Genomic DNA, 12,017 nt, shown 5'->3' on the forward strand with positions numbered 1-12,017 from the left:
CGAACAACAGGCAAGCGCTCGCCAGTCCCGCCCGTTTGATCAATCGGTCCAGTTTGCGATCCAGCCCATGCACGTGACGTTCGAGTGTGCCGAGTTGACCGAAAGCCGCCTCACCATTGGACTGATTGTATTGGAGTCCAGGTAGGTTGAACTGCGATAACTACGTGTGGCGATCAAGCTCCCGCCTGCCCTGGTAGAACCGATAGTGATCATCAGCAGCATCCTGACGTTATCTGCCCAATGCGAGCCTTCCAATGCTTGTTTGAATACCAAGTCGCAGGAAAATTGGATCATCACGCCATACGCAATCAGAAAGAAACCTTTGAGAAAGCGGTCGTCGCGGTAGTCGACTAAAAAGATGAAGACGGCAACAGCGCCATTAGATATGGCCATCGCGGATGCATCAATCTCGAAGAAACGGTATGTAATCCAGCTCTGAATGACATTGACCAAGAGGGCCAGGAGCGAGCCCGTTTTGGTAGATCGCCAGTGCCACAGGTTCTTTTTTGCAGACGACACCACTCTACTCCAACTTGGCCCCGCTTTGTCTAGATGCTATCGGTAAGGCACAATGTAGGCTGCAGAAGGGTTTAACTCACGTATTGAATCGCTCCGCCGAAAAACTGTCCTTAAGCTTTTACCAAAGGGTATATTATAGAATTACTGAAAACGCAGAGTCTGTTGGCACCCGGTGATGGATTAAATGGTGCATAGAGAGGATTACAGGGCTTCACCTGTTATACTTTCTCCCGCAGCGGATGTACGCGGGCGCTTACTATTTTGTTATAAGCGATGTCTAAACCAGTGCTTCAACATCGCCACATAGAATTGGCATCTGCACATAAATGCTAAAATCTGCTAAGACAAAATAACTGTCGGAGTTTTTTATGAACAGAAAGATCACACAGCTTGATGTTGAAAACGCTCTAGAGCGCCTGAAATCTCTTGGCAAAACGCCGACGCTGGAGGCTATTCGCACTGCAATGGGCAACAAGGGCTCGAAGGCAACAATCATAAAACTTTTGAAGATCATTAAGTCAAAGCCAGAATCCCCCCTGGTTGGTGACAAATTTCTTACCCCCATGCCCTCCTATCTTTCGAAAGCCGATTTTTATGAGAAACTTGATGATAAATCCAGCATGGAAGACGCTATCAATTATCTTGTTTCAGAAAAAGACGATCCGACAAGAATTATGAGCGATTTATGTGTAGTCATTCAGCGTTTAAGGCTCGAAGTCAAACAGTGCGAGACGGAGATGAATCAGATCCGCAGTTTACTCAAAAATGTCTCGGAGACGATGCAAACCGCAATCAGAGGGCAGGTGTAGTTGCTCGTGCTTTGTTAAGGGCTCGGTACATACGAGCGCGTACCTTTCTATAGACGCGCCGATCAAACTCGTCAATCTGAGACTGCAGCGGCATATTTCGATGCTTGATGAAGTCTCCCAAGCGAAACTGATCTTCCCAGTTTAAAGTGTACACGGCCTCACGCCATGCGGGCCATGCGCGTACACTTGCGATGCTTTCATTCCTGAAAAAATCGTCTTTGACCAAGCCCCAAAACCTGAACGCTATGGGCACTTCCACATCGGTCACGCCAAATAACGTACCCACTGCCTTTTCCAGTTTCATTTTGATGAGCCGCAACAGGTCCGCAGAATGGTCCTTCCAAAGCCGAGCGCTAGTGAGGTCGACATATTCGACGCATAAGCGGCGTCCAATTTCCCGATGATGATAGGGAGCTCTCTCACAGCTGAGCATGGCCAGCAGACAGGCGAGTCGATCCAGGGCAGATAGTTCCGAGGGCCCTTCAAACCAGAACCTATCATTCTGCCGGCGTATCCAGCCAAAGGATTTCAGTATCCGGACGCTATCAGCTTGAGTGCAGGTCAGGCTGAGGGCAGCCCAAAATGGGTGATCGAAAAAAGATTTGACCGCTGGCGCTGCGGCGAAGATTTTTTCCAGGCGAGAATGATGAGGCTTGTGACCGTCGAGGAACCGGCGCCAACTTTTTTCATCAACCGAATGCCTGGGCAGGTGTTGGTCGGCTTCAAACCACCGTGCCAGACCCCATCCAGTGCGAGAGACGTTTATCTCGTCAGCTAGGCTTGCTGCGGTCACCATCACTCGAAAATATTCCGCCAGCGGCTTTGTGCGTCTCGCCATCTATCCTCCTGGTGCAGTTGCCTATCAAACCAGAGGATCACTCGCATTTACAATGCGCAATTTTTTGAATAAGTGTAAAGCTTTATAACTTATTGTTTTACAACATTTATACAAATTAATCCAGTTTACATTTTTGCCCGTTTGTATGCCTGTTTTTGCCCTGTAGCCTCTGTTCCACACGAAAGAGACCGGACCAATCACTGATCCGAAGCTTCGTGAAACCAGATCTAGAGGAAAAAAAATGAGGGTGTCCGTGGCACCAGGTACCGCCGTAATCGCGCTCGGAAAGCTGGCGATGATCACGGCGATAGAAGGTGAAGACTCAGTAAAAGTCAGGATTTCGGAAACAGGCCAAACTCACGTGGTGACGGTTGCGGAATTGGAAATGGTACCCGACGATCATTCGGTGATGGAGAAGGTGTCTACATACGACCCAACCGACCCTAGAGAGGCTGCACGGTTGATCCTGGCCGGGGAGCGCGCAGGCATCATCAAGGGGTATCTAGACGGAAGCCTTCAGTTGCTGGAAGCAGCTGGCAAGCTCTCGCTAAAAAAATCGGCTTTTTACAAACTCGTATCGCAGTTCAACCACAAGCTTGGAGCGCTCAGCATTGTCAAATCCTCCGCTGGGCCTAAAAAGGGTAGCCAGCGCATTTCTCCGCAAATCATCAAGATTATCGAGGAGTGCTTTAGGAACCATTTCCACGGGGCCTCCGCATCTTATTCCCATGTCTGGAAGCAAGCGCAAGCGCAGTGCCATGTGAAAGGCCTGAAGCCGCCAGGGTTGTCTACGGTGCAACGCTTCATAAAGGGACTCGATCCCAAAGTCGTGTTCCGCATGAAATATGGGGCTGATGCAACCAACCAAGTGTTTGAGTCCCGTCCGGGCTATGTCCATACTGATTACCCCCTGCATCATGCTCAGATGGATCATACCCGCGTCGACATCATCCTTTGTGACGAGCAGGATCGAACCAAGATCATTGGCAGGCCGTGGGTCTCGCTGCTGGTGGATGTCCATACCCGGGTGATTCTCGGGTTTTACCTCAGCATGTTTTCGCCAAGCCTCGTTTCGGTCCAACAAACCGTTTGCATGGCTGCCCTTCCCAAAAACAGGGATTCCCCTAATTCGCCTACCTATGGGATCAATTACCCCTACTACGGCATGCCGGAGTTCATCGGCATGGACAATGCGGCGGAGTTTCGTTCACCTATCCTGGAGGCCGCTTTGGACCTTCACGGATGTACAGCTCATTGGCGTAGGGTTTACAAGAAACACATGGGGGGAGTCATTGAAAGCCTCATCGGCACGCTGATGACCACCGAAGTGCATTTTCTACCCGGCACGACCTACTCAAACGTCAAGCAGCGCGGTGAATACAACAGCGAAGCACGCGCGGCCATGACTTTCAAGGATTTCAGATCTTGGTTTGCAGGGCAGATCCTGATTTATCACGGGACCGTCCATTCGACGCTCCGTTGCTCGCCCAAAGATGCCTGGACAAACTACTTCTCACGCGAAAGTGGGAAACTGCCGCCCGTGGCAATCAATAAACGTAATTTGTATCTTGACTTCTTGCCTGAAAAGCACAAGCCCATACGCAATAACGGAATAACTATCAATGCGGGCATCTATTATTGCCGCGACTTGATGGCACACCAGGGTCGAGGCAAGGTTGTGGTCAAGTTTGACCCTTACGACATGACCAAAATCTGGGTGAAGTTAAAAGCGGAGTACGTTCTAGCGCCCCTTGCCCGGGCCTCCCATGATTACGTCAATTTTGAATATTATCGAACCAATCGAGCATACAACAAAAAACTCCCACCGGGAACGGTCACAGATCCAGAAGCCTTACTTCAACTGATTCACAACAACAAGCTTGTGATGCAAGCCAAACGTAACACTCAGAAAAGCAAGCGTGATGCGAAAAAACAGTCAGCAGCTAAATCCCACCACCGCGAACATTTATCCAACGGCGTGCCGAAGCATATGCCAAAAGAAATTTCCTCTGTGCCCGTCGCGGCCCCAGTAATCGAGCGCGTTGATTACAGTCGACCACCTACGCTTTTTGACACCAAGGACTGATTCATGACAACACCAACCCATCTTTATCCTCACCTGCGTCAATCGTTGCAGCATTACCCCACATTGCCTGACCAAGAACGCGTCTTGTTTTGCCTGGAAGATGTATTTATTGATTACCCGGCAGCACAATCAATTATCGAGACCTCCAGTTACATGCTGAAGGTAAAGCGAAAAGTTCAAGCACCTTGCATGTTGGTATGGGGAAGTGGTGGATTCGGAAAAACCAGCATCATCAGGCAACTGAAGGCTCACAATGCCAGTCAAGAAGAGAAGCTGGTATTCATGAGCTTGCGCCAAAATCCGAATAACTATAATTTCCGCGAATTACTGTTTGAGGCGTTTGGATTACCCATCAAAAGGAAGTTCAGCTCATATGACGCCTCCAAAGAATTCACCCTAACGGTAGAACGACAGAATATCCGCGGAATCGTAATCGATGAAATCCATGACGCGTTGACACTTACCGCTTTTCAGCAAAAGGTCAATCTGTCATTGCTCAAAAACCTTTCGGGCGATCCTTATAACCTGAGCGTGTTTGCCTTTGGGATCGACAAGGCCAGCGAGGCGCTACGTCTGGACCCCCAACTCGAACGTCGCTACATGCAGTGGCCGTTGCCCATGTGGTCCCTCAATGGTGATTTTCGCGCTTTTTTGGCTGGGTATGAACGCGTGCTTCCGTTGAAGATAGCCTCGAATCTGTGGTCAGAAGAACTGGCAACGCGGCTCTTTGCCTTGTCCGCCGGCTTGATGGACGCCGTAGCAAAGATCATCCAGGTCTGCGCGGCCGAGGCAATTCTTTCGGGTGTCGAGAAAATCACCGCCGAGATTATCGATCGCGCCCCCTTGCTCGCCGCCAAGTTCGGCGTCTCTATCCTGCTCCACTCCCCCTCTGACCGATGATGAAAAATATCAGTTTGATCAGGCGAGCGTTTGATGTAGACCAGCACCTGGTGCTGCGTACGCCTCAGGTGGAGGCTGCCATTCAACAAATGATGGCGGCGTTGCAGACCGAAGCCGACCCCGTGATCTATCTTTCCGGCTTGTCGGGTTCGGGCGTTTCTACCGTTTTGGCTGAGACATCACAACGCCTGGGCCACGCAAATGGCACAGCGTGCTTCACGTTGGCCAGACCGGAGATCAACGACCAGTATCTGCCAAGCGAGTATCTGCTGCACCATTTTGGGTTTCGGTTCGCGACTCGGCACTACCATAAGGTATTGCCCCGAGAAGTCTTTGCGCTTGGAGGCATACTGGCCCATTCGATAATGCTCATAGAAGATTATCTGGCAGGCGTAGCCAGCCTAGAGCAAAAACGCAAGCATATGCACCAATGGAGTCAGCTTACTGCGCCACCCATTTCACTACGCATCGTGCTCGCCGGCCCTTCTGATCACATCAAAGGGTCGTGGGCATCACATCGGCCAAACGGTCGAACGATTTGTATCGAAGAATGGCGCTTTAATGACTTGTTCCGGAATTACTTGAAGGACATTTCTTCGCTCGTCTACAGGACGTACGAACTCGATGTCGATTTGCCACTCTACGCGAAATCACTTTTCAAGCTCAGCCGGGGTAACACTGCGCGCCTGCTCGAATACCTCCGAGAATGCGTCAGGCGCACCATTTTGTCAGCAGAAACTGGTGTCTGCGCCAAGCTGTTCAAACTGTCCTATCGAGAAATTGTATATGCCAATGCCAAATCACTCCGTGACCTTACCGATAGCTGAAGAGTCGTTCTCATCGTGGTGCCATCGGCTGCAACCTCGCACAGCAGCGCAATGGCGTGCGATTGACGAGATTCTGAACCTGAAACCCCACCCCCTTGCGGAACTTCGGTTGCGTGATCCGGATTTCGAGTCACCGCCCGTCTTCGAATCACGCATTAAGGATGCGTTTGGCCTGAAGAAAGTGGCGTTTTTTGAGCGCTTTCGTGCTGATTGCCTTTGGCTGGTGCCGCACACTGTCGGAGATTACGCCTGTGCCGACTGCATCGCTAACGCACTCCGCCAACATGGTCGAATCGTCCTAATGAAATCGTGGCGGTACCTGTTAGCACCCATCTGTCCAAAGCATTCAAAGATCCTGACAGATTACGGCAGACGAAAATCCAGCTATCTACAGTTCTTGACCGGTCCACCAGTCCCGCTACGGTTAACCATAACTGGTTCCGCGCTCGACGCTGTGATCAAGGCAGGATTGAAGGTACAGGTGCTGATGCTAAAACTCGAGAAGCAGCTAGTCTCCAATCCTCACAGCGCAGGAACTCGAGAATTCTCAATCTTTCATGCGCGAAAGTACATCATGGAGTTTTTGCTGCACGCCGCCCACTACGGCGCGGGCCTCGCGACTCAATTCGTCACGACTCCCAGGGCCGGAGACGTCGCACTGACAGATATGCGTTTCAAGCTTCTCATGAAAGTTGGTGCACTTCAGGCCAACGCTGCAGAACGCACCTGCGCTTTGATAATGATGGGCATCATAACTGGGTATGTCACCCGCCAGGAGATTGAGGAGCTCAACAACCAGACCGAATATGTCCGAAGCTGGTGGGCGTGCAGATGGGATCCAGAATTTCTCGGAACGTCCTGCAGCCAAATTTACAAAAGTCACGACCAGACGTACTCGCGGCAGATCCGAAATGCGCTGGGCACCTTCAACCACAAACACACCAAGGCATTCGTCAGGGGGATGGCGCTTGAGCCGCTATAACAAAATTTCAAAAATCGACTTCCGTTATGTGAGATTAGGCATTGGGACGCCACCGAGTACCAGCGGCATCCTGCCCCACTATCTTAGCTTTGCCATGGACAGACAGTCAGGAAAGGTCTTCGGATTTATCCTCACACGCAACATTCCAGTTCAACGACATAGGTTAATCCTATCTTGCCGTATGCGGGAGAATGTAGCATCTCATTCACCCTGGCGCCTCTCCTTCGACGGGTGCGCGCCATGGTTTCCGGGCGTAGCAAGAATTCACACCAGCGCTACTCATACGCAGTGTTTTCACCGCTGGAATTTAAACGAAGCAGATGAAGCATTCGTTGACTTCATCATTGATCTACCATTGAAGTACTTGAGAAAAATCATCGAATGGGGTTACTTCCAACCGAGCATTGCTGATACATATTTTCAGGAAAAATTTAGCGAACACAACTTGCTCGCCCAATACCTCAAATAGCGTATTAGAAAAATCTAACAGGTTCAGACGAGGCCACTTACATCCGGTAGTCGTCGCCTTCGTTGCGATCTGCCCTTCCTGGAAACCTGGTCATTAATCACCGGAAAACCATGCCATCTCAAGGTGTTTTTTCCGTTGATTAGTGGCTAATCAGTGGAAAGCCTTTGAAATCAACAGGTTAAGAATTCCATTAATTAACGAATGCTGACAGTTTAGTCGAGTTATAACCGGCTGCCTGTCAGTTGATGGTACGTGCCGTGCGACTGCTGTCAGCAACGACGGTAAAACTGGCGCCTTTCGAGGCTGGCGTTTGTGTACCTGGGGTTGATGTGGACGAATGAACGGATGAAGGATTCGGTCCAGCGGCGGCGGCTCGTCGCTCTGCACCGAGCCACTTCTCGCCACCGCCGCTGGACGATGAGCCAAGACAGGCAACGGTACGTTGCTCACCACGGTAATGCAGTTCAGCCACGCAGCCGCCATGTGGAAAAATAGCGTAGCCGGCCGCGAGCATGTCACGTGTGGTCTGAGTGAAAGAACGGTCGCCTTTGGATAACTCAAAAACGAATATAGTGCCGCGAGTCTCACTAGTGATACTTCCCTTAATGACTATCTCATAACTTCCAAAAGGATCAGAAGTTACGCTAGGAAGTGGCACAACTTGCTTATTAGGTAAAATATCAGGAGCCACGTTAGGAGCTTTAACAGGACTTTGAGGAACAGGACTTTGAGAAACCGACGTAACGGGCTTAGGAGATCCCACAGATAACGGATTGCTGAAAGCACTAGCCCCGTTACGCCAGTAAATAGTGCTGAAGATAGCAACCAATACTCCGAGGAGAATAACAACGCGAGGCGATGCGAGCGCGTTTTTGCCCGCCATGGTGTCTCGATGCTGGCCGGTTGCTGTTGAGTCGTAGAGCTGGAAGACTCGTTTGTCAATTTTTCTGAGTGCAACGATGTTTGATCCATCGGTAGGTGCCCTATTCTCTTGAGCTGAATGCATAGCCTCCTTGTAGTCTTTGGCAACAAGGAACTTTAGCCATTTACCAAGCAACATCAGGTTAGAGTGCTGATAAGCGGCCTCAGAGGTCTGACGAATATCGGTGTGAACATACTTAATATTCGGCGTCGTAAGAATGATGTCCCAGTTCCAATGCCGGTGGCGTGTCCAGGCATCAAGGAAGTTCATAGGACGGTCAGCAGCCTTGGCTGCATCCATACCTTCAGGATAGTCGTAACGCTCAACCCATTTATCTGTCCACTTTTGGGGGAACAGGGTTTGGGCCTCATCGAAAATCATAAAGGCGTTTCGAGACACCCAATGGAACCAAGTTCTAATTCGCTCCATACCTTCTTGGGACTCGTGATCGATATATAGAAGATCAAAAGTATCAGGAAGATCAGGAAACAAGCTGTGGAACTTTTCACTAGACATACCCCGTATATTTGTGACGATCAATCGCCCAGCCTTAGCAGCGGGAACAGCGTCATCCCAGACCGCACCAGACGTTTTATATGAACCATTGGGTCCGTGATGAATTTTTATGGCCATGTTAATTGGCTCCGGGAATAAACTTCATTGCCCAGCGAGCTGGGATAGCGGAGAAGATCATAGTTAAGCCTTGAGGAATCTTAAAGAACGCGAGTGTAGACTGGATATCGCCGGGGATACTTCCCCATGCGGACTTAACAAGCGCAACCACCCCGCTCTCTTCGGATATCTCTTTAACGACAGTGTATGCAATGTCAAGCATAATAACTTTGAATTGCAAATAAGAGTAGATAAGCGCTTTCGTTATGATAACGAGAGCATCCTTGAAGAACTGATAGATACCACTAGCCATGAAGTCCCAGATGTACTGGAAGAAAGTATTAGCACTATCAAGCCATGCAGCTAACCACGAAAGATCCATAAATCACCTATGCAAAGACAATAAATAGGGCAATAACCGCACACATAAATAGAACTGCCTGAGCAATCCAGTCGAGAGAGCCTGAATATTTATCCAAACAGAAACTTATACTTTTGCCGAGAACGGTAACGGGTGGTGGGCAATAAAGAGTGCCACCACCACCAAGGGAAAGATCACCGATAGGTGAAAATACACTTTTGAGCTTGTCTAAACCGTCCTTAATTTCATCTTTAGAATCGTCGATTTTCTTCTGCCATTTTTCATTCTCACCATCTAAAGAACCTTGCTCGGGGGCTTTAAGCTTGGTCGTCGAGGGGCCATCACCTTCACCACAGTCGGATGTACAAGTTCCGTTACCACCGCTGCCAGTGCCAGAACCGCTGCCAGAACCAGAGCCAGACCCAGAACCGCTACCTGATCCAGAGCCGGTACCACTACCAGAGCCTGAACCAGTACCAGAACCAGAACCACTACCTGAACCTGAGCCAGAACCGCTACCAGAGCCTGAGCCTGAGCCCGTACCAGAGCCGGAACCCGAACCAGAGCCAGAACCGTTACCAGTACCTGTACCACCGCCTGAGCCGGTATCAGAGCCGGAACCAGTACCCGTGCCAGTGCCCGAATCTGATCCAGATCCAGTGCCAGGCGTAGGAGTAGTGCCAGTGTCACCGCCAGAGCCAGTGCCGGTATCGGGGGATGGATCAGGAGCCGGGGCTTCATAGGGATCACCTGTAATGGTTACATCGGCAGTGCAGGTAAAGCCTGCACCAGAACCAGAGGCGCGGCAAATAGCCACACCGGATATAGAAGTGCCACAACCGCCGATATCAGGAGGATGCGGAGTGTCACTAGATTGATTCCAAGAATATGACTTTGAAACAGCACCTTTGGCATCTTGGCACTTCTGGTTGGATGATTGACAAGTACCATTAGAAGGGTTGAAAACTTCACCAGAAGGACATGAATCACCATCGAGGTTAACTACGCTGCCATTAATGACTTGGGGGTTACCATCCTTGTCGGTATAAGAATAAATACAGCGAGCACTAGTAGGGCTCTGCATGACAACAGATAGAGTGGTTGAAATGCCAATTGATAGATCAGAAAGGCACGCAGATTGCGGAGACGATTTGCCAGATCCGGCTGGACCGTTCCAACCATAATAAGCAGCAGAAACAAATGACGAATAAGAAAAAAAGAAGATAAAAAGAAAACGTAAAACAAACTTTATTGGCATGATGAGTATCCATAAAAAAGCCCCGTAAACGGGGCCGAAGTTAGAGATACTCAGCGCACCGGATACCTGAAACCAGTGCGCTGGCCATAAGAACACCGACCAGCGCAGACCAGATCAAGGCTGGTTAGACCTTGCGGACGAGTGCGATGATGACACCGACGACAGCCAGGGCGCAGACGACTGCGACAACGGAGCCACCAACGCTCTCACCGCCAGTCTGAGCAACAGCGAGGGCTGCCTGAGCATCAGTGACAGCGTCAGCGAAAGCTGCAGTGCCAGCGAGTGCTGCAACAGCACCAGTGATGCCGACAACAGAACGGCGGAACGAAGGAACGGAACGGAACTTCTGGATTGCTTGTTTCATTGTGTTAACTCCTGCGGATTTTCCGCACTTGAGAAATGATGATTCCAGCTGCAAAACCTACTACGAACAAACCGATTGTTCCCCAAAAAAACTGGAGGTATATCTCGGTGTCAAATCCACCGGTAATAAGCAGTTCTAACTGAGCCTGCTGTTCTGGTGATACAACATAAGTTTCAGACCAAGTCTGAGAATCGCATGAAGTCACGCCTTCTGACGAAGTTGAGAAACGACTGCATACTAAAACTGACTGGGTCGGCACTTATTAACCCGCCTTATTCATTGCGGCAGAAAGAGGCGGAATATTCTTACGACGACCTTGACGAGGATCACAGGTGAACTCAAGACGGCCATCACGAACATCGGCAATGACATCACACTCGTAAGTGCCAGGCTGAGGAACTTCGGCCGGTGTGGAGGCATAGAAGTCAGTCTTCTGTGGATACGGAATGTTAGGCAAATGAACGAATGCCTGAAACATCGTATACGGCTTTTGAGACTTGGCAGCAACGCCAGAACGCTGAATGCCGGTTACTTCGATAAGTAGTGTCATGGACATGGTAGAGCCCCTTACAGTGTAGGCAGCCGAGAACTTAGGCTCGGATTGCGATATGCCCAGCTGGGCGGAATGAGATTTGGTAAACGGCGAAACGTGAGAAACTGGCGCTTGGCTATTTGAGACTTGACCTGCTCAGCTGATGCAGCCTGTAGAAACAGACGCATAAGCGAGCTAGCGAAAGCAGAATCATCAATGTTGCCAGAGTTAAAATTAGCAATTTCAGCCTCGACTGAATAACGGAGAATCTGATATTGAGACTTGTCCATTATTTACGCACCATGAGATAAATACAGATGAAAATAAAAGGTATCAAAAATAAAAAATAAAGTGGCACGTTGAACGACAGAACAAGGCGCATTAATAACCCATCCATTCAGCCATTGACGGTGTGCCTTTTTCTTGACGATCAAGAAACCAAATACGCTCAGGTTTAGTGCCCTGCTCTTTCCTGAGTTCAATTACAGCAAGCGTTTCAGAAACTTGCTCGGTCAAGACGGGGTTCATAAACTCACGA

The 12,017-nt window shown here is 49.8% G+C and carries 13 protein-coding genes; 6 read left to right on the forward strand and 7 right to left on the reverse strand.

What is annotated here, in order from left to right:
- Positions 1-39: 39 nt before the first annotated feature.
- Entirely contained in the window at positions 40-519 is a 480-nt protein-coding gene (locus tag P406_RS12055) for a hypothetical protein (protein ID WP_024642199.1), read from the reverse strand.
- Positions 520-887: 368 nt separating this feature from the next.
- On the opposite strand from P406_RS12055, the gene P406_RS12060 reads away from it, so the two are divergent.
- Entirely contained in the window at positions 888-1,328 is a 441-nt protein-coding gene (locus P406_RS12060) for a DNA-binding protein (protein ID WP_024642198.1), read from the forward strand.
- Here the strand turns inward: P406_RS12060 and P406_RS12065 are convergent.
- Entirely contained in the window at positions 1,312-2,166 is an 855-nt protein-coding gene (locus P406_RS12065) for a hypothetical protein (RefSeq protein WP_046236269.1), read from the reverse strand. The two genes, P406_RS12060 and P406_RS12065, sit on opposite strands and share 17 nt — an antisense overlap.
- Positions 2,167-2,419: 253 nt before the next feature.
- On the opposite strand from P406_RS12065, the gene P406_RS12070 reads away from it, so the two are divergent.
- The 5 genes from P406_RS12070 (at position 2,420) to P406_RS28860 (ending at position 7,430) form a co-directional block, all read left to right on the forward strand.
- Entirely contained in the window at positions 2,420-4,252 is a 1,833-nt protein-coding gene (locus P406_RS12070) for a TnsB C-terminal domain-containing protein (RefSeq protein ID WP_158527656.1), read from the forward strand.
- Positions 4,253-4,255: 3 nt separating this feature from the next.
- Positions 4,256-5,152 (forward strand): TniB family NTP-binding protein, encoded by an 897-nt coding sequence (locus P406_RS12075; RefSeq protein ID WP_024642195.1) that lies wholly within the window; start codon positions 4,256-4,258, stop codon positions 5,150-5,152.
- Positions 5,152-5,979 carry a hypothetical protein gene (locus tag P406_RS12080; protein WP_024659689.1) on the forward strand — a complete coding sequence of 276 codons (828 nt, stop codon included), beginning with the start codon at positions 5,152-5,154 and terminating at the stop codon, positions 5,977-5,979. Before P406_RS12075 ends, P406_RS12080 begins: the two co-directional genes overlap by 1 nt.
- 109 nt (positions 5,980-6,088) lie before the next feature.
- The gene (locus tag P406_RS12085; RefSeq protein WP_024642193.1) at positions 6,089-6,961 is read left to right on the forward strand and encodes a hypothetical protein; all 873 of its coding nucleotides are present in this window, start codon (positions 6,089-6,091) and stop codon (positions 6,959-6,961) included.
- On the forward strand, positions 6,948-7,430 hold the full coding sequence (locus P406_RS28860; protein WP_129398314.1) for a hypothetical protein: 483 nt from the start codon (positions 6,948-6,950) through the stop codon (positions 7,428-7,430). The genes P406_RS12085 and P406_RS28860 overlap by 14 nt, the downstream gene beginning before the upstream one ends.
- A gap of 238 nt (positions 7,431-7,668) precedes the next feature.
- On the opposite strand, the gene P406_RS12090 is transcribed toward P406_RS28860, so the two are convergent.
- From P406_RS12090 to P406_RS27630, 5 genes are all read right to left on the reverse strand, one after another.
- The gene (locus tag P406_RS12090) at positions 7,669-8,985 is read right to left on the reverse strand and encodes a zonular occludens toxin domain-containing protein (protein WP_046236270.1); all 1,317 of its coding nucleotides are present in this window, start codon (positions 8,983-8,985) and stop codon (positions 7,669-7,671) included.
- A 1-nt stretch (position 8,986) separates the two neighbouring features.
- Positions 8,987-9,346, reverse strand: coding sequence for a DUF2523 family protein (locus P406_RS12095; RefSeq protein WP_003314998.1), 360 nt, complete (start codon positions 9,344-9,346; stop codon positions 8,987-8,989).
- 7 nt (positions 9,347-9,353) lie between these two features.
- Positions 9,354-10,583, reverse strand: coding sequence for a hypothetical protein (locus tag P406_RS29570; RefSeq protein ID WP_156174828.1), 1,230 nt, complete (start codon positions 10,581-10,583; stop codon positions 9,354-9,356).
- Between the two features lie 124 nt (positions 10,584-10,707).
- The gene (locus tag P406_RS12110; protein WP_024648504.1) at positions 10,708-10,947 is read right to left on the reverse strand and encodes a major capsid protein; all 240 of its coding nucleotides are present in this window, start codon (positions 10,945-10,947) and stop codon (positions 10,708-10,710) included.
- A gap of 262 nt (positions 10,948-11,209) precedes the next feature.
- On the reverse strand, positions 11,210-11,503 hold the full coding sequence (locus tag P406_RS27630) for a propanediol utilization protein (RefSeq protein WP_080164647.1): 294 nt from the start codon (positions 11,501-11,503) through the stop codon (positions 11,210-11,212).
- Positions 11,504-12,017: the final 514 nt, after the last annotated feature.

This window comes from Pseudomonas syringae pv. coryli str. NCPPB 4273 (assembly GCF_000972175.1).
GTDB lineage: Bacteria > Pseudomonadota > Gammaproteobacteria > Pseudomonadales > Pseudomonadaceae > Aquipseudomonas > Aquipseudomonas syringae.

Excerpts from the sequence above, each read along its gene's own strand:
- P406_RS12060 (WP_024642198.1), top strand. The coding sequence starts at position 888 with ATGAACAGAAAGATCACACAGCTTGATGTTGAAAACGCTCTAGAGCGC.
- P406_RS12065 (WP_046236269.1), bottom strand. The coding sequence starts at position 2,166 with ATGGCGAGACGCACAAAGCCGCTGGCGGAATATTTTCGAGTGATGGTG.
- P406_RS12075 (WP_024642195.1), top strand. The coding sequence starts at position 4,256 with ATGACAACACCAACCCATCTTTATCCTCACCTGCGTCAATCGTTGCAG.
- P406_RS12080 (WP_024659689.1), top strand. The coding sequence starts at position 5,152 with ATGAAAAATATCAGTTTGATCAGGCGAGCGTTTGATGTAGACCAGCAC.
- P406_RS12090 (WP_046236270.1), bottom strand. The coding sequence starts at position 8,985 with ATGGCCATAAAAATTCATCACGGACCCAATGGTTCATATAAAACGTCT.
- P406_RS12095 (WP_003314998.1), bottom strand. The coding sequence starts at position 9,346 with ATGGATCTTTCGTGGTTAGCTGCATGGCTTGATAGTGCTAATACTTTC.
- P406_RS29570 (WP_156174828.1), bottom strand. The coding sequence starts at position 10,583 with ATGCCAATAAAGTTTGTTTTACGTTTTCTTTTTATCTTCTTTTTTTCT.
- P406_RS12110 (WP_024648504.1), bottom strand. The coding sequence starts at position 10,947 with ATGAAACAAGCAATCCAGAAGTTCCGTTCCGTTCCTTCGTTCCGCCGT.
- P406_RS27630 (WP_080164647.1), bottom strand. The coding sequence starts at position 11,503 with ATGTCCATGACACTACTTATCGAAGTAACCGGCATTCAGCGTTCTGGC.